17 protein-coding genes and 1 tRNA gene are annotated in these 15,759 nt (G+C 69.4%); 10 read left to right on the top strand and 8 right to left on the bottom strand.

Going from position 1 to position 15,759, the window contains the following annotated elements; translation table 11 throughout:
• The first annotated feature begins 3 nt into the window (after positions 1-3).
• Complete coding sequence (locus B1729_RS12560) at positions 4-918, top strand: pseudouridine-5'-phosphate glycosidase (protein ID WP_163633027.1); 915 nt, start codon at positions 4-6, stop codon at positions 916-918.
• Positions 918-1,754, top strand: a complete 837-nt coding sequence (locus B1729_RS12555; protein ID WP_163633025.1) for a PfkB family carbohydrate kinase — start codon at positions 918-920, stop codon at positions 1,752-1,754. The genes B1729_RS12560 and B1729_RS12555 overlap by 1 nt, the downstream gene beginning before the upstream one ends.
• A gap of 30 nt (positions 1,755-1,784) precedes the next feature.
• On the opposite strand, the gene B1729_RS12550 is transcribed toward B1729_RS12555, so the two are convergent.
• The gene (locus B1729_RS12550; RefSeq protein ID WP_163617091.1) at positions 1,785-2,231 is read right to left on the bottom strand and encodes an SRPBCC domain-containing protein; all 447 of its coding nucleotides are present in this window, start codon (positions 2,229-2,231) and stop codon (positions 1,785-1,787) included.
• Positions 2,224-2,616, bottom strand: a complete 393-nt coding sequence (locus tag B1729_RS12545; protein WP_163617092.1) for a metalloregulator ArsR/SmtB family transcription factor — start codon at positions 2,614-2,616, stop codon at positions 2,224-2,226. The genes B1729_RS12550 and B1729_RS12545 overlap by 8 nt, the downstream gene beginning before the upstream one ends.
• 90 nt (positions 2,617-2,706) lie before the next feature.
• Between B1729_RS12545 and B1729_RS12540 the strand changes: the two genes are divergently transcribed.
• Positions 2,707-3,282 (top strand): dihydrofolate reductase family protein, encoded by a 576-nt coding sequence (locus B1729_RS12540; protein ID WP_163633023.1) that lies wholly within the window; start codon positions 2,707-2,709, stop codon positions 3,280-3,282.
• A 16-nt stretch (positions 3,283-3,298) separates the two neighbouring features.
• Here B1729_RS12540 and B1729_RS12535 read toward each other — a convergent pair whose 3' ends face one another.
• The 3 genes from B1729_RS12535 to B1729_RS12525 form a co-directional block, all read right to left on the bottom strand.
• Positions 3,299-4,060, bottom strand: coding sequence for an SGNH/GDSL hydrolase family protein (locus tag B1729_RS12535; RefSeq protein ID WP_204260007.1), 762 nt, complete (start codon positions 4,058-4,060; stop codon positions 3,299-3,301).
• 78 nt (positions 4,061-4,138) lie between these two features.
• Positions 4,139-5,491: an MFS transporter gene (locus B1729_RS12530; RefSeq protein ID WP_163617094.1), complete on the bottom strand. Its 1,353-nt coding sequence runs from the start codon at positions 5,489-5,491 to the stop codon at positions 4,139-4,141.
• A gap of 66 nt (positions 5,492-5,557) precedes the next feature.
• The gene (locus tag B1729_RS12525; RefSeq protein WP_163617095.1) at positions 5,558-6,601 is read right to left on the bottom strand and encodes an LLM class flavin-dependent oxidoreductase; all 1,044 of its coding nucleotides are present in this window, start codon (positions 6,599-6,601) and stop codon (positions 5,558-5,560) included.
• 89 nt (positions 6,602-6,690) lie between these two features.
• Between B1729_RS12525 and B1729_RS12520 the strand changes: the two genes are divergently transcribed.
• Entirely contained in the window at positions 6,691-7,323 is a 633-nt protein-coding gene (locus B1729_RS12520; protein WP_163617096.1) for a phosphoribosyltransferase family protein, read from the top strand.
• A 117-nt stretch (positions 7,324-7,440) separates the two neighbouring features.
• On the opposite strand, the gene B1729_RS12515 is transcribed toward B1729_RS12520, so the two are convergent.
• Both B1729_RS12515 and polA read right to left on the bottom strand, forming a co-directional pair.
• Positions 7,441-9,114 carry a DUF885 domain-containing protein gene (locus B1729_RS12515; RefSeq protein ID WP_163617097.1) on the bottom strand — a complete coding sequence of 558 codons (1,674 nt, stop codon included), beginning with the start codon at positions 9,112-9,114 and terminating at the stop codon, positions 7,441-7,443.
• Between the two features lie 76 nt (positions 9,115-9,190).
• Positions 9,191-11,848, bottom strand: coding sequence for a DNA polymerase I (gene polA, locus B1729_RS12510; protein ID WP_163633021.1), 2,658 nt, complete (start codon positions 11,846-11,848; stop codon positions 9,191-9,193).
• Positions 11,849-11,926: 78 nt separating this feature from the next.
• Here polA and B1729_RS12505 point away from each other — a divergent pair, with 78 nt between their 5' ends.
• Positions 11,927-12,364 carry a hotdog fold thioesterase gene (locus B1729_RS12505; protein WP_163617099.1) on the top strand — a complete coding sequence of 146 codons (438 nt, stop codon included), beginning with the start codon at positions 11,927-11,929 and terminating at the stop codon, positions 12,362-12,364.
• A gap of 65 nt (positions 12,365-12,429) precedes the next feature.
• On the opposite strand, the gene B1729_RS12500 is transcribed toward B1729_RS12505, so the two are convergent.
• Positions 12,430-13,050 (bottom strand): response regulator, encoded by a 621-nt coding sequence (locus B1729_RS12500; RefSeq protein ID WP_056368239.1) that lies wholly within the window; start codon positions 13,048-13,050, stop codon positions 12,430-12,432.
• 50 nt (positions 13,051-13,100) lie between these two features.
• Between B1729_RS12500 and B1729_RS12495 the strand changes: the two genes are divergently transcribed.
• The 5 genes from B1729_RS12495 to B1729_RS12475 all read left to right on the top strand — a co-directional run bounded on the left by B1729_RS12495 (position 13,101) and on the right by B1729_RS12475 (position 15,643).
• Positions 13,101-13,186 (top strand) — tRNA-Leu (locus B1729_RS12495).
• Positions 13,187-13,345: 159 nt separating this feature from the next.
• A complete protein-coding gene (locus B1729_RS12490; RefSeq protein ID WP_163617100.1) occupies positions 13,346-13,705 on the top strand; it encodes a PadR family transcriptional regulator in 360 nt (119 codons plus the stop codon).
• A 2-nt stretch (positions 13,706-13,707) separates the two neighbouring features.
• Positions 13,708-14,073, top strand: coding sequence for a DUF1048 domain-containing protein (locus tag B1729_RS12485; RefSeq protein ID WP_163617101.1), 366 nt, complete (start codon positions 13,708-13,710; stop codon positions 14,071-14,073).
• The gene (locus B1729_RS12480) at positions 14,070-14,885 is read left to right on the top strand and encodes an ATP-binding cassette domain-containing protein (RefSeq protein ID WP_163617102.1); all 816 of its coding nucleotides are present in this window, start codon (positions 14,070-14,072) and stop codon (positions 14,883-14,885) included. Before B1729_RS12485 ends, B1729_RS12480 begins: the two co-directional genes overlap by 4 nt.
• Positions 14,882-15,643: an ABC transporter permease gene (locus B1729_RS12475; protein ID WP_163633019.1), complete on the top strand. Its 762-nt coding sequence runs from the start codon at positions 14,882-14,884 to the stop codon at positions 15,641-15,643. Before B1729_RS12480 ends, B1729_RS12475 begins: the two co-directional genes overlap by 4 nt.
• Positions 15,644-15,759: the final 116 nt, after the last annotated feature.

Genomic DNA, 15,759 nt, shown 5'->3' with positions numbered 1-15,759 from the left:
CCCGTGTCCGCTCCCCTCGTGATCGCCGCCGAGGTCCGGGACGCCGTCGCGAGCGGCGAGCCGGTGCTCGCGCTCGAGTCCACGATCTTCACCCACGGCCTCCCACGCCCACGCAACCTCGATGTCGCCCTCGAGGCCGAGGCGCGCGTGCGCGCACTCGGCGTCGTGCCGGCGACCATCGGCGTCATCGACGGCCGGGTCACCGTCGGGCTCTCCCCTGACGAGATCGAACGACTCTCGACCGTCGACGGCGTCGTCAAGGCGAGCGTCCGCGACCTTCCCGTCGTCGCGGTGAAGGGGCTGAGCGCCGGCACCACGGTGGCGGCGACGGGCTACCTCGCGGCGCGCGCCGGGGTACGGGTGTTCTCGACCGGCGGCCTCGGCGGCGTGCACCGCGGTGCCGCGCAGACCTTCGACGAATCGGCCGATCTCCCGACCCTCGCCGGCCTGCCGCTCGTCGTGGTGAGCGCCGGCGTCAAGTCCATCCTCGACATCCCCCTGACGCTGGAACGGCTCGAGACGCTCAACCTCGCCGTCGTCGGCTACCGGACCACCGACTACCCCGGCTTCTACATCGCCGATTCCGGCCACGACATCGAGTACTCGGTGGACTCGCCCGCCGAGATCGCGGCGATCGCGCGCACGCGCGACGGCCTCGGCATCGCTTCCACGCTGCTCGTCGCGAACCCCGTCGCCGCCGATCATGAGCTCGACCCGGCCCTGCACGATGCCGTCCTCACGCGGGCGCTGTCGGCGGCGGAGGCGAACGGCGTCTCCGGCCACGACACGACGCCGTTCCTCCTCGATTTCCTGCAGCGCGAAACGCGCGGACGCAGCCTCGACGTCAACGTCGAGGTGTACCGCGGCAACGTCGCTCTCGGTGCACGCATCGCCGTGGCCCTCGCGGGCACGGCCTGATGCTCGTCGTGATCGGTGACCTCGTCGCCGATCTGATCGTGCTCGGCGGCGCGGCGCTCGAGCGCGGCACCGACAACCCGGCCGAGGTGCGCCTCACCCGGGGCGGGAGTGCCGCGAATGTTGCGGCGGCGGCGGCGCCGCGGCATCCCTCACGCTTCATCGGCCGTGTGGGAGACGACCCGCTCGGGCACGCACTGGTCGGCGAGCTCGCGGCGGCGGCAGTCGACGTCAAGGTGCAGCGCGGCGGTCGCACCGGGTCGATCGTGGTCCTCGTCGACGCCGTGGGCGAGCGCACCATGATCACCGACCGCGGCGCCGCCGCGGAACTCGCATCGATCGACCCGGGGTGGCTCGCCGGCGCCGACTGGGTGCATCTGCCGCTGTACGGCTTCGCGTCGACGGGCTCGCGACGGGCGGTGACGGATGCTGCGGCCCGCGCCGCTGCGGACGGTGCGCGCGTCAGCCTCGACCTGTCGAGCGTGGCGACGCTGCGTGAGCTCGGCGGCGCGGATCTGCGGCGGATCCTCGCAGAGATCTGCCCGGACGTCGTCTTCGCGAACGAGGAGGAGGCGCGTACGGCGTCCGAGCTCGACGTCGCGCCGGAGGGCGTCTACGTGATCAAGCGCGGGCCCGAGCCGGTGCTCGTCGGCGTGGACGGGCAGACCTCCGCCGTGCCGGTCGACAGGGTCGACGACGTGCTGGACTCGACAGGAGCTGGTGACGCCTTCGCAGCCGGCTTCATCGTGGCCGCGCTCGGCGGCGCCGGCCCCCGTGAGAGCGCCCGGGCGGGCAGTGTGCTCGCGATGAGTGCGCTGCGCCGCCCGGGCGCTCTGTGATCAGACCGCTGTGCGCGGGCGATCTGAGAGTCAGGCGGTCTGGAGGTGCTCCAGCACGTCTTCGATGTCGTCGATGAAGGCGTTGTAGCCGGCGATGGTCGCCGCGACCTGCTCGTCGGTGAAGTCGCTCCGGTCCTGACGGATGGTGAGCACCGTGCCGTCGCCGGTCTCTTCGAGGTCGAACAGCACCGGCAGCCCTGCATCGTCGCCGGGCTGGTCGGTCAGCGTCATCGCGAGGTGCGACGGCGGGTCGACCACCTTGTACTCCCCCGCCCAATCGATGCGGTTGCCGTCGGGCAGCAGCATGACGGCACGGAAGGCGCCGCCCGGGCGCACCTCCATCGTCAGGCTCTCCTGCGGCACCTCCACGGCCGCCGTGCCGAACCACACGGCGAAGTGCTCGGGCTTGGTCAGCGCCTCGAACACCAGTTCGCGGGGCGCTCGCAGGGTGCGTGTGACGGTGAAGTACTCAGTCATGGTCATTCTCCTTCTCGATGGATGCGGTGGCGTCGCCACCCGTCGGTGTGCTGGTGGGGGCGCCCAGCTGCTGCAGGGCGTTGAGGTAGTGGTCGAGGGCGCCGAGACTGTCGTCCCAGAACTGCGCGTAGCCGCCGATCCAGTCGGATGCGGCCGCCAGCGGTCGTGCGTCGAGCCGCGCCGGACGGTACTGCGCGTTGCGGCCCCGCGTGACGAGCCCCGCCCCCTCGAGGACGCGGAGGTGCTTCGACACGGCGGCGAAGGTCATATCGAACGGTGCGGCGAGCTCCCCCACCGTCGCCTCGCCGTGGCTCAGCCGCGCGAGGATGGCACGTCGCGTGGGGTCGGCGAGGGCCGAGAACGTCGCACTCAGTGGATCGGCCATCTCTTCCCTCCTTATTCAACTGATTAGTACAGTACCGATCGGTTGAATGAGTGTCAACCGTCTGTCCGACGTCCGCGCTACGGTGGCGGCATGCCTCGTGTGATCTTCTATACGGCCACCACGCTGAACGGCTTTCTCGCCGACGACCACGACTCGCTCGAGTGGCTCTTCGCTGCTTCGGGAGGCGAAGGCGGTGATGACGACTTCCAGCGCTTCCTGTCCGGCATCGGCGTGCTCGTCCAGGGCTCCTCCACCTACCGATGGGTGCTCGAGCATGAGGATCTCGTCGCACACCCGGAGAAATGGCCGTCGTACTACGGCGAGCGTCCGACGTGGGTGTTCTCGAGCAGGGAGCAGCCGGTCGTGCCCGGCGTCGACATCCGTTTCGCATCCGGGAGCGTCGGCGACGTCTGGCCGCAGATCCGTGACTCGGCCGGCGACGGCGACGTCTGGGTCGTGGGAGGCGGCGATCTCGCCGGCCAGTTCGCCGATGCCGGTCTGCTCGACGAGATCCGTGTCTCGATCGCACCCGCGACTCTGACCTCGGGCAAGCCGCTCCTCCCCCGCAACCTCGGCCCCGACCGGCTGGAGCTGACCTCGGTTCGGCAGGCCGGCGCGTTCGCCGAGCTGACTTACGCGGTGTCCGGCGGAGCGCGCCCAGCGTGAGGTGGCTCGGCGTCGCTCAGCTCTCGCGGGGGGCGAACTCGCTCCACTGAGCGAACTTCGGCTCGCGTCCGTCGCCCGATGAGGTGCCCGTGAGTCGCCGGCGCACCCAGGGACCGACGTGCTCTCGGTAGTAGGCCGCGCCCCGCGCGCCCATCGGCGGCAGCGGCGGCAACGACCACCATGCCGGCGGCGGCTCGACGCCCAGCTCGGTCAGCACGCGTGCAGCGACGCGGTGGTGGCCCCGCGAGTTCATGTGCAGACGGTCCTCCGACCAGAACGGCGGGCTCGCGAGCTCCTCGTCGAACCAGTTGTACGCCTGCACGACGTCGGTGCGCGACGCCAGACGCTTCTCGACAGCGTGAGACAGCAGGTCGCCGCGGCGCTGGATGACTCGACGCAGGGGCAGCTGCCGCGTCGGGTTCGCCCCCGACAGCACGATGAGCTGCACGCCCTCCTCGTCGCAGCGACGCAGCACGGTCTCGAACGCGGCCACCACGTGCGCGAGGCTCGTGCGAGGCCGCAGCATGTCGTTCCCGCCGCCGTTGAACGACAGGTGGGTCGGCTTCAGCGCGAGCGCCGGTTCGAGCTGCTGTTCGACGATGGGCCACACGAGCTTGCCGCGGATCGCGAGGTTCGCGTACTCGATCGACTCGCCCCGCGCGTCGGCCCAGCCCTGCGCCACGAGATCGGCCCAGCCGCGCATGTGGCCGTCGGGAAGCTCGTCGCCCACGCCCTCGGTGAAGGAGTCGCCGATGGCGACGTATCTCACGGGTGCCACGGGTCGATCAGCTGCCTCGGGTCGAACGGATGCCACAGACCCCAGCCTATGTGCGGTGCGGCGAACGCCCGGCCCCGCTCAGCGATCATCGAGCGCTGCGCCCCGGCGGTCGACCAGCCCCCACGCGGCCGCCGCCGCCACGGCGAAGAACACCGCGAACACGACGAACAGCACCGGTGCGCCGCCCGCGATCAGCAGCGGCGGCACCACGAGGGGTGCCACGATCGATGCGATGCGGCCCACGCCCGCCGCCCATCCGGTTCCCGTAGCGCGGAGCGACGTCGGATACATCTCGGGGGTCACCGCGTACAGCGCGCCCCAGGCGCCGAGGTTGAAGAACGACAGCGCCATCCCGGCGGCGATGATCGCTCCGGGGCCGCTCGCCGTGCCGAAGAAGATCGCCGAGACGGCGGAGCCGACCAGGAATACCGAGAGCGTCGCCCGGCGTCCCCATACTTCGATCAGCCACGCGGCGACCGCGTAGCCCGGCAGCTGGGCCAGCGTGATCACCAGGGTGAAGCCGAAGGAGCGCACGAGGTCGTACCCCTGCGCGACCAGGATCGACGGGATCCAGATGAACGCGCCGTAGTACGAGAAGTTGACGCAGAACCACACCAGCCAGAGGCACGCCGTGCGCACCCGGAACTCCTTCGCCCAGAGGGCACCCAGGCGCTGACCGAGGGAGGTCGCCGCCGCGGGCGGGACGTCGGCGCGTGTGGGCGCGGCCGCGGGGACGGTGCCGGCGGCGTCCTCGAACCTGCGGACGACGGACTCCGCCTCGGCGAAGCGTCCGCGTCGCTCCAGCCACCGTGCGGACTCGGGCAGACCCCAACGCACGACGAGCGCATAGGCAGCGGGGATCGCCCCGAGCGCGAATGCCCACCGCCAGCCGTCCTCGGATGCGGGGATCACGAAGTACCCGATGAGCGCGGCGAGCGTCCAGCCCACAGCCCAGAAGGCCTCCAGGATGACGATGAGCCGTCCGCGAATGCGCGCCGGAGCGAACTCGCTGACATAGGTGCTGGCGACGGGCAGTTCGGCGCCGAGCCCCAGGCCGACGAGGAAGCGCAGGATGAGCAGGGCCGTCAGCCCGCCCACGAGGGCGCTCGCCCCAGTCGCCGCGCCGTAAACGAGCAGCGTGAGCGCGAACACCTGCCGCCGGCCGAAGCGGTCCGCCAGCAGACCGCCCACGCTGGCGCCGATCGCCATCCCCACGAAGCCGATCGACGCGATCCACGCCGTCTCACTCGGCACCAGGTCCCACTGCGCCGCCAGCGCGGCGATCACGAACGAGATGAGCCCGACGTCCATCGCGTCCAGGGCCCAGCCGATCCCTGAGCCCGTGAGCACCCGCAGGTGCGGGCGGGTGAACGGCAGGCGGTCGAGGCGCTCCGAGAGCGTCGACGAGACTCGGGTTCCGGCATCCGTCATAGCGTCATGCTACGGATGCTGGAGCGGCCGCGGGCGCCACGACAGCATGTCGCGCCCGTGACGGCGCTACGACAGCATGTCGCGGACGCGCGGGGCGACTTCGGTGCCGAACAGCTCGATGGATCGCAGCATCCGCTCGTGCGAGAGCGTGCCGGTCGAGAACTTCATGTCGAAGCGTGAAGCGCCCAGCGTCTGGACGGTGTCGGCGATCTTGCGGGCGACCGTCTCGGGCGAGCCGACGTACAGCGCGCCCTCCGGGCCGACGTCATGCTGGAAGCGGAGCCGGTTGTAGGTGGGCCAGCCGCGCTCGCGGCCGATCGAGTTGTTCATCGCCTCGAAGCCCTCGTACGCCTCATCCCACGCCTGCTGGTCGGTCTCGGCGATGTGGCCCGGCGAGTGCACCCCGACCGGGAGCTGCGGCTGATCGAAGGTATCGAGCGAGCGGCGGTACAGGTCGGCGAACGGACGGAAGCGCGCCGACGGGCCGCCGATGATGGCGAGCATGAGACCGTAGCCGTAGCGTGCGGCACGCACCGCCGACTCGGGCGTGCCACCGACGCCGACCCACGCGCGCAGCCCGTTCTCGGTCTTGGGGAAGACATCGGCGGCGTCCAGGGAAGCGCGCAGGTTGCCACTCCAGGTGACCGGCTTCTCCGCGAGCAGCTGGGAGAAGAGATCGAGCTTCTCGTCGAAGAGGGCCTCGTAGTCGCGCAGGTCGTAGCCGAACAGCGGGAACGACTCGATGAACGATCCACGTCCGAGGATGACCTCGGCGCGGCCGTTCGACACCGCGTCGAGCGTCGAGAACCTCTCGAACACGCGCACCGGATCGTCGCTCGAGAGCACGGTGACGGCAGTGCCGAGGTGGATCTGCTCGGTGCGCGCGGCGGCGGCGGCCAGCACGATCTCCGGGCTCGACACGGCGAACTCCCGCCGGTGGTGCTCCCCCACGCCGAAGAACGACAGCCCCACGCGGTCAGCGAGCACCGCCTGCTCGACCACGTTGCGGATGGTCTGCGCACCGCTGACGAGCTCGCCGGAGGCAGCGCGTGTCACGTCGCCGAAGGTGTCGAGACCGAGTTCGAGGGTCAGGGGGTCGATGGAGGTCATGGCGTGCTCCTTCTATTCGGTTGAATGAACCGGCGGAGCCGACGCGGCATTCCCGAGACGCGCGGTCGTCGCGAGCGTAGCGTGGAGGCATGGCCCTCTTCGCGGATCGGCGGGCCGCCGGCCGAGAGCTCGCCGTAGAGCTCGCAGACTGGCGGGGAACCGATGCTGTGGTCCTCGGCATCGCGCGCGGCGGTGTCGTGGTCGCGGCCGCGGTGGCGGAGGCGCTGGGGCTCGACCTGGATGCCGTGGTGGTGCGCAAGCTCGGAGCGGCCGGCCACGAGGAGTTCGCCGTCGGAGCGATCGCCGACGGTGTGCGGATCGTCACGCCCGAGGCCATGCGCTGGGCCGGCATGTCGTCGCAGGACCTGGAACGCGTGGAAGCCGCGGAGCGCGACGAGCTGGCCCGGCGGACGGTCGTGTACGGCCCGCACAGCCGGGAACTGACCGGGCGCCCCGCGCTCGTGGTCGACGACGGTGTGGCGACGGGTGCGAGCGCGGTGGCCGCATGTCGGTCCGTGCGTGCCCGCGGCCCGGCTCGCGTCGTGCTCGCGGTCCCCGTCGCTCCGGACCGGTTCGTCCCACCGGCGGACGTGGTCGACGACTACGTCTGCCCGCACCGCGAATCCGACTTCTGGGCGGTCGGCGAGTACTACGACCACTTCGGGCAGACCGGCGATGCGGAGGTCCTGCGACTGCTGGGCGCCGCCGATCCCGGTCGTTGAGCGAGCGAGCGCCAGCGACCGAGACGAAACGCACCGGGCCGACGGGCTGCCCCGGGTGAGGGGCGTTCCGTCTCTGCGTTTCGACTCGCGAGCTCGCTCAACAACCGGGCCGCGGGGTCAGTGCGCGAGCGCCATGCGCAGCGTGTCGAGGCCGACACCGCCGATGTCGAGAGCGCGCTTGTGGAACTGCTTGATCGAGAAGGCGTCGCCTTCGCGCTCGGCGACCTCGTCGCGCAGCTGTTCCCAGATGCGCTGGCCCACCTTGTACGACGGCGCCTGCCCCGGCCAGCCGAGGTAGCGGTTCACCTCGAACTTGACGAACTCTTCCGGCATGTTGACATTGCGCAGCATGAAGTCGAGCGCGAAGTCGGCGTCCCACGTGCCCTGACCATCGGGGCGTGGCTTGCCGAGGTGCACGCCGATGTCGAGCACGACGCGCGCGGCGCGCATGCGCTGACCGTCGAGCATCCCGAGCCGGTCGGCCGGGTCGGACAGGTAGCCGAGCTGCTCCATCAGCCGCTCCGCGTACAGCGCCCAGCCTTCGGCGTGACCCGACGTCCCGGCGAGCAGGCGACGGTAGGTGTTGAGCTGTGCCCGGTTGTACACCGCCTGCGCGATCTGCAGGTGGTGGCCCGGGACGCCCTCGTGGTACACCGTCGTGAGCTCGCGCCACGTGTCGAACTCCTCGACGCCCTCCGGCACCGACCACCACATACGGCCCGGGCGCGAGAAGTCGTCGGTCGGGCCCGTGTAGTAGATCCCGCCTTCCTTGGTCGGCGCGATCATGCACTCGAGGCTGCGGATCGGCTCGGCGATGTCGAAATGGGTCTTGCCGAGCTCGGCGATCGCGCGGTCGCTGGTCTCCTGCATCCACTTCTGCAGCGCGTCCGTGCCGTACAGCTTGCGGCTGGCGTCCTGCTCGAGGAAGGCGACGGCCTCTTCGACGGTGGCGCCGGCCTTGATCTCCTGCGCGATCGACTCCTGCTCGGCGACCATGCGGGCGAGCTCTTCGACGCCCCAGTCGTACGTCTCGTCGAGGTCGATCGTCGCACCCAGGAACCGGCGCGAGTGCAGGGCGTACAGCTCGCGGCCGACGGCGTCCTCTTCGGCTGCGGCGGGTACGAGTTCTGCGGTGAGGAAGGCCGCCAGCTCGTCGTAGGCGACCCGTGCCGCGTTGGCGTTGTCGGCCAGGTCGCGGGCGAGCGACGCCGGCAGCTGCCCCTCTTCGGGGGTCGCCTCCGCGGCGAACGTCGAGAAGAACCCGCCGTCGGCGGTGTAGCGGGCGATCTGGGTCGCGACCTCGGTCACCTGGCGGCGCGCGGGGACGACGCCCTGGGAGATGCCTTCGCGCAATGTGGCGACGTAGCCGTCGATCGCGCCGGAGACGGCGCCGAGGCGCGTCGCGATGACCGACCAGTCGTCGGCGGTCGCCGTCGGCATGAGGTCGAACGCGGAACGGATGTCCTGGGCGTGCGAGGCGATCACGTTGATGTCGCGCAGATGCCACTTCGCATCGTGCAGGTCGAGCGCGAGCCGGATCTCGCGCGAGAGGTCGTCCTTCGTCACGGCGTCGACGTCGTCGGCGGCGGCCGCGGCGTCGAGGGCGGCGAGGGTCTTGCGGCCCGCGTCGGCGAGGGCCTCCTGCCCGGCCGGGCTGTAGTCGCCGAACCGGTCGTTGTACTCCGACCGACCGATGTAGGTCGCGAGCGTGGGCTCGAGTTCGGCGAGGGTGTCGACCCACGCATCAGCGATCTTGTCGATCTGCGTGGGCGTGCGGGTTTCGTCTGTCATGGCTCCGAGCCTAGGCATGAGACGCAGTGCCGACAAACGAGAGTCCCGGTCCGAGCCTCGGATCGCTCAGGACGACTCAGTGGCCGGCGGCGTTCCAGTCGTCGCCGCGGCCGATCTGGACGTCGAGGGGCACTGTGAGCTGCGCCGCGTCGCCCATGCGCGCGCGGACGATACGCTCCGCCGCATCCCACTCCCCTGCGGCGACTTCGATCACGAGCTCGTCGTGGATCTGCAGCAGCACGCGCGAACGCAGCTGCTCGACGGCGAAGTCGTCGTGGATGTGGAACAGCGCGATCTTCATGATGTCGGCGGCACTGCCTTGGATGGGCGCGTTGAGCGCCGCCCGTTCGGCGTTCTCCCGCAGCACGCGGTTCGGGCTGGCCAGGTCGGGGAACGGACGCCGGCGACCGAAGATCGTCTCGGTGTAGCCGTCGATGCGGGCCTGCTCGACCGACGAGCGGAGGTAGTCGCGCACGGCGCCGAAGCGGGCGAAGTACTCCATCATGAGCTGTTTGGCCTCGGCCTGCTCGATGCGCAGCTGCTTCGACAGCCCGAACGCGGAGAGGCCGTAGACGAGACCGTACGACATCGCCTTGACCTTGGTGCGCATGGCCGGGGTGACGTCCTCGGGAGCGACCCCGAACACGCGCGAGCCGACGAAGCGGTGCGTGTCCTCTCCGGAGTTGAACGCCTCGATCAGGCCGGGATCCTCCGAGAGGTGCGCCATGATCCGCATCTCGATCTGCGAATAGTCGGCGGTGAGCAGCGTCTCGTACCCCTCGCCCACCATGAAGGCGGAACGGATGCGGCGGCTCTCCTCGGTGCGGATGGGGATGTTCTGCAGGTTCGGGTCGGTGCTCGAGAGTCGGCCGGTCTGGCTGCCGGTCTGGACGTACGTGGTGTGGATCCGGCCGTCAGCCCCGCTCGTCCGATCGCCGCCGATGGCGCTGTCGAGCGACTCGATGATCTGCCGGAGCTTGGTCGCCTCGCGGTGCTGGAGCAGCAGGTCGAGGAACGGATGCGGGTTGGTCTCCTGCAGATCGGCCAGGACCGCGGCATCCGTCGAATAGCCGGTCTTGGTCTTGCGCGTCTTCGGCAGCTGCAGCTCTTCGAACAGGACCTCCTGCAGCTGCTTCGGCGAGCCGAGGTTCACCTCGCGGCCGATCGCCGCGTACGCCTGCAGGGCGAGGGTGTCCGCCCGGGCGGCGAGTTCGCCGGAGAACGCCGACAGCCGGTCGTGCGAGACCGCGACACCGGCGAGCTCCATGTCGGCGAGGGTGTGCAGCGTCGGCAGCTCGATGTCGGTGAGGACTGCCGAGACGCTGTCGGGCAGCTCGGCCCGCACCGCACGGACGACGCGCACCAGGTACCACGACAGCTGGCCCGTGGTGGCGCCCTCGGTCTCGGGCACCAGCTGGGCGGGGTCGGCCTCGGGAAGCTTCTCGTCGAGGTAGCGGTCCACCAGATCGGCGAGCGTCTTGTCGGGGAAGCTCGGTCGCAGCAGCCAGCCGGCGATGATCACGTCGAAGGCCAAGCCGCCCACCCGCAGGCCGGCGCGGCGGAGCGCCTTCACCTGCGGCTTGGCGTCGGCCAAGGCCTTCGGCGCGTCGGACGCGAGCCAGGGCTCGAGCGCGGCGGCGAGCTCCGGGGTCCAGGATGCCTCGGCCGCAGCGTCGAGCGTCGCCACGCCGATGCGCGACGGAAGGCCGCCCTCGACGGCGATCGTGACCCCGACCTCAGCGGTCTGGCCCTCGAGCCACGCGGCGAAGTCCGCCGGGGCGAGCTCGGCGGCGACCGGCGCGAGCTCGGCGGCGGCGGATGACACCGCCGCCATCTGCTGCTCGATGCCCGCGAGCTCGGCGACGCGCGGAATGAGCGTCTTGAACTCGAGCCGCGAGAAGATGTCGCGCACGGCCTGCGCGTCCATCGGCTGCACCTCGAGGTCGTCGGGGCCGAGCGGCAGCTCCACGTCGGTCATCAGCCGGTTCAGGCGACGGTTGCGGCGCACATCTTCGACGTGGTCGCGCAGGTTGCCGCCCACCACGCCCTTGATGGTGTCGGCGCCGTCCAGGAGCGCGTCCAGCGAGCCGAACTGGTTCAGCCACTTCACCGCGGTCTTCTCGCCCACCTTCGGCACGCCGGGCAGGTTGTCGCTCGTCTCGCCGACGAGCGCCGCGACGTCGGGGTACATCTCGGGCGGCACGCCGTAGCGCTCGATGACGGCGTCGCGATCGTAGCGCTTGAGCTGCGAGACGCCCTGCACGTTGGGATAGAGCAGCACCACGTCGTCGTTGACCAGCTGGATGGTGTCGCGGTCGCCCGAACACACGAGCACGCGGAAGCCCTTAGCGACGCCCTGCGTGGCGAGGGTCGCGAGGATGTCGTCGGCCTCGATGTCCTCCTGCTGGAGGATCCGGATGCTCATGGCCGCGAGGCAGTCCTGCAGGAGCGGGATCTGGCCCTTGAACTCGGACGGCGTCTCGGAGCGGTTGGCCTTGTACTCGGTGTACTCGCGGGTGCGGAAGGACTGGCGGGACGTGTCGAAAGCCACGGCGAGGTGGGTCGGCTTCTCCGCCTTGATCAGGTTGATCAGCATCGCCAGGAACCCGTAGATCCCGTTCGTGTGCTGCCCGTCCTTCGTGGAGAAGTTGTCGACCGGGAGGGCGTAGAAAGCCCGGTAGGCCAGCGAATGGCCGTCGACGACGAGAAGGGTAGGCTTTGCGGAGTCCGTCACCCTGCAAGCCTAGCCAGGGCAGACGACAGCCGATTTCCACGCAGCACCCCCGGCTGCCGCCCCATGCGAAGGTGTGCCATGCCCGACCACTCCCCCGTCGCCGTCGACGGAATCGAATGGGCGCGGGGCCGTGGGCTCGGCGCTCTCGCCGAGAAGATGGGCTTCGAATGGCTCGAGTTCACGCCCGAACGCGCCGTGGCCCGCATGCCGGTCGAGGGCAACACGCAGCCGGTCGGCTTGTTCCACGGCGGCGCTTACGTCGTGCTGGGTGAGTCGCTCGGGTCGATGCACGCGAACTTCCACGCCGGCCCAGGACGCCTCGCGGTCGGCGTCGACATCAACGCCACGCACACGCGCTCGGCGACCTCCGGCTATGTCACGGGGGTGTGCACGCCGATCCACCTCGGTCGCAGCCTCACCGTGCACGAGATCGTCGTGACCGACGACCAGGGCCGCCGCTGCTCGACCGTGCGCATCACGAACCACATCAAGGCGCTGCCGACCCCTGGTCGCTGAGCCTGTCGAAACGAGAAGCGGATGCCTCCGGTGGAGGCACCCGCTTCTGGAAACTCGTGAGGCAGTCAGCCCTTCTTGGGGGCCAGCTGCTCGATGATCGCCTTGGCGACGTCCTGCATGGTGAGCCGGCGGTCCATGGACGCCTTCTGGATCCAGCGGAACGCCTCGGGCTCGGAGAGGCCCATCTTCTCGTTGAGGAGGCCCTTGGCGCGGTCGACGAGCTTGCGGGTCTCGAAGCGCTCGACCATGTCGGCGACCTCAGCCTCGAGCGTGATGATCTGCTCGTAGCGGGCGAGGGCGATTTCGATGGCCGGCAGCAGGTCGTTCGGGGTGAACGGCTTGACGACGTAGGCGAGGGCGCCCGCCTCGCTCGCGCGCTCGACGAGCTCCTTCTGGCTGAAGGCGGTGAGCAGCACGACGGGGGCGATGTGGTTCTTGCTGAGCTTCTCGGCGGCCGAGATGCCGTCGAGCTGCGGCATCTTCACGTCCATGATCACCAGATCAGGACGCAGCTCCGTGGCCAGGGCCACCGCCGTCTCACCGTCTCCGGCCTCTCCCACGACGTCGAATCCGTTGTCGCGGAGGATCTCGACGATGTCGAGCCGGATGAGCGACTCATCCTCCGCAACGACGACTCGACGGGGGGTGGATGCCGTCGATGCGGCGGTCTGCTCCTGCTCAGTCACCATTGAATCCTACGGTATGGTCGTTCGCGGACGCGCGGCATGCCGCGCGGGCCGGTGTGGCGGAATGGCAGACGCGACCGACTCAAACTCGGTTGCCCGCAAGGGCGTGTGGGTTCGACTCCCACCACCGGCACCAAGAAACATCCCCAAGGAGCGGATGCCTCATGAGAGGCATCCGCTCTTCGTCTTTCCGGGCTCCGCGAAAAAGCTCGGTATTCGGTGTTGCTAAGTACTGGTACCTAGTGTTACTGTCTACCGGTAGTCAACATCACTGAGTAGATCAAGGAGGTGCGCGATGGGCAAGCAGGAGACCGAGATGCTCAAGGGCACGCTGGAGGGCATCGTGTTGGCGATCCTGTCCGGCCGATCCGCCTACGGGTACGAGATCACCTCGTGGCTGCGCGACCAGGGCTTCTCCGACATCGCCGAGGGCACCGTGTACGCCCTGCTGGTCAGGGTCGAGCAGCGTGGCCTCGTCGACGTCGAGAAGGTTCCGTCGGAGAAGGGACCGCCTCGCAAGGTGTACTCCCTCAATGCGCAGGGCCGCGACCAGCTCGCGGAGTTCTGGAGGACGTGGACCTTCCTCGCAGAACGCATCGAACAGCTTCACCACCAGAACGCAGACAACAACCCCACCCCCAAGGAAGAGGACTGATCATGGCCGCCAAGTGGTACGAGATCGTCACCGGCTCGCTTGAGCAGAAGAAGCAGTACCGCCAGTACAAGGCCCGCATCGAGGCTCTCCCCGAGCCCTACCGCGCGGCCGCGAAGGCGCTGGACCGCTATTTCATGTACTCCGGCGGGATGACCGACGGCGAGACGATGATCCAGATGCTCAGCGACTCCGCCGACCTCTGGGAGCGCGCCGCCGCCGACGGCACGCCGGTGCGCGACATCGTGGGCGACGAGCCCGCGACGTTCGCCGAGGAGTTCACCGCCGCATACTCCGGCAAGCAGTGGATCGACAAGGAGCGCGCTCGCCTCAACAAGGCGATCGACGAGGCAGAAGGAGAGCAGAGATGACCACCGACACCGCCATCAAGGTTCAGGGGCTCGAGAAGTCCTACAAGGACCTCCACGTGCTGCGCGGCGTCGACTTCGAGGTGGCGCGAGGGAGTATCTTCGCGCTCCTCGGGTCGAACGGCGCCGGCAAGACCACGGTCGTGCGGATCCTGGCGACGCTTCTCAAGGCGGATGCCGGCACGGCAGCCGTCGCGGGGTTCGACGTCGTCGCCCAGTCGCAGAAGGTGCGCGAGACGATCAGCCTCACCGGGCAGTTCGCCGCCGTCGACGAGGTCCTGACCGGACGCGAGAACCTGGTGCTCATCGCCCAGCTGCGGCACCTTCCCGACCCCGGCGGGATCGCCGACGGGCTCCTCGCCCGCTTCTCGCTCATCGAGGCCGGCTCCCGCAGGGCGTCGACCTACTCCGGCGGCATGCGCCGTCGACTCGACATCGCGATGAGCCTCATCGGCAACCCGCCGGTGATCTTCCTGGACGAGCCCACGACCGGCCTCGACCCGGCGGCGCGCCTCGAGGTCTGGGATGCCGTCAAGGAGCTGACCCGCAGCGGCACGACCGTGCTGCTGACCACCCAGTACCTCGAAGAGGCCGAGCATCTCGCCGACCGCATCGCGATCCTGCACAAGGGACGCATCATCGTCAACGGCACCCTGCAGGAGCTCAAGCAGCTGCTGCCGCCGGCGAAGGTCGAGTACGTCGAGAAGCAGCCCAGTCTTGAGGACGTCTTCTTCGCACTCACCGGCGAGGAAGAGCCCGCAGAATCTGGAGACGCCGAGAGCGGCGCTCCCACGACACGGAAGGAAGGACGATGACCGCTCACACCATCCGCGACACCGCGGTTCTGACCAGCCGGTCGCTGCGCCACATCCTGCGCAGCCCCGACACCATCATCACCACCGCGGTCACGCCGATCGCCCTGATGCTGCTGTTCGTCTACGTCTTCGGTGGGGCGATCAACACCGGGAAGGGATCGTACATCGACTACATGCTGCCCGGCATCCTTCTCATCACGATCGCGTCCGGCATCGCGTACACGGCCTACCGGCTGTTTCTGGACATGCAGGGCGGCATCTTCGAGCGGTTCCAGTCCCTCCCGATCGCGCGATCGGGAGTGCTGTGGGCGCACGTGCTGACGTCGCTCGTCTCCATCCTCGTGTCACTCGCCGTCGTCATCGGCGTAGCGCTGCTCATGGGGTTCCGGACGGGGGCCGGCTTCGGCGCCTGGCTGGGCGTCATCGGCATGCTCGTCCTCTTCACAGTGGCCCTCACGTGGCTCGCGGTGATCGCGGGACTGTCGGCGAAGACGGTGGACGGCGCGAGCGCGTTCTCGTACCCGCTCATCTTCCTGCCGTTCATCAGCTCCGCGTTCGTCCCGACCGAGAGCATGCCGGGGCCTGTGCAGTGGTTCGCCGAGAACCAGCCGGTCACCTCGATCGTCGACTCGATGCGGGCGCTCTTCGCGGGCGAGCCCGTCGGCAGCGACATCTGGGTCGCGATGGCATGGCTGGTCGGCATCCTGATCGTCGCGTACGTCATCTCGATGTCGATCTATCGCAAGAAGATCAGCTGAGCGCTCACGCGCCGCACGGACAGCAGAGCGGATGAATAGAAACGAGGCAGCCGCTCGGCTGTTGTCGTCCGGCTACGCGCCGAAGTACTGGTTGCCCAGCGCCTGGCTCTTGAGGG

This window comes from Microbacterium sp. B35-04 (assembly GCF_010634885.1).
Lineage (GTDB): Bacteria > Actinomycetota > Actinomycetes > Actinomycetales > Microbacteriaceae > Microbacterium.
This window is presented reverse-complemented; position numbering and strand designations above follow the sequence as displayed.

Coding starts and splice junctions, on each gene's coding strand:
- B1729_RS12555 (WP_163633025.1), top strand. CDS start 918: ATGCTCGTCGTGATCGGTGACCTCGTCGCCGATCTGATCGTGCTCGGC.
- B1729_RS12550 (WP_163617091.1), bottom strand. CDS start 2,231: ATGACTGAGTACTTCACCGTCACACGCACCCTGCGAGCGCCCCGCGAA.
- B1729_RS12545 (WP_163617092.1), bottom strand. CDS start 2,616: ATGGCCGATCCACTGAGTGCGACGTTCTCGGCCCTCGCCGACCCCACG.
- B1729_RS12540 (WP_163633023.1), top strand. CDS start 2,707: ATGCCTCGTGTGATCTTCTATACGGCCACCACGCTGAACGGCTTTCTC.
- B1729_RS12530 (WP_163617094.1), bottom strand. CDS start 5,491: ATGACGGATGCCGGAACCCGAGTCTCGTCGACGCTCTCGGAGCGCCTC.
- B1729_RS12525 (WP_163617095.1), bottom strand. CDS start 6,601: ATGACCTCCATCGACCCCCTGACCCTCGAACTCGGTCTCGACACCTTC.
- B1729_RS12520 (WP_163617096.1), top strand. CDS start 6,691: ATGGCCCTCTTCGCGGATCGGCGGGCCGCCGGCCGAGAGCTCGCCGTA.
- B1729_RS12515 (WP_163617097.1), bottom strand. CDS start 9,114: ATGACAGACGAAACCCGCACGCCCACGCAGATCGACAAGATCGCTGAT.
- B1729_RS12505 (WP_163617099.1), top strand. CDS start 11,927: ATGCCCGACCACTCCCCCGTCGCCGTCGACGGAATCGAATGGGCGCGG.
- B1729_RS12490 (WP_163617100.1), top strand. CDS start 13,346: ATGGGCAAGCAGGAGACCGAGATGCTCAAGGGCACGCTGGAGGGCATC.
- B1729_RS12485 (WP_163617101.1), top strand. CDS start 13,708: ATGGCCGCCAAGTGGTACGAGATCGTCACCGGCTCGCTTGAGCAGAAG.
- B1729_RS12480 (WP_163617102.1), top strand. CDS start 14,070: ATGACCACCGACACCGCCATCAAGGTTCAGGGGCTCGAGAAGTCCTAC.
- B1729_RS12475 (WP_163633019.1), top strand. CDS start 14,882: ATGACCGCTCACACCATCCGCGACACCGCGGTTCTGACCAGCCGGTCG.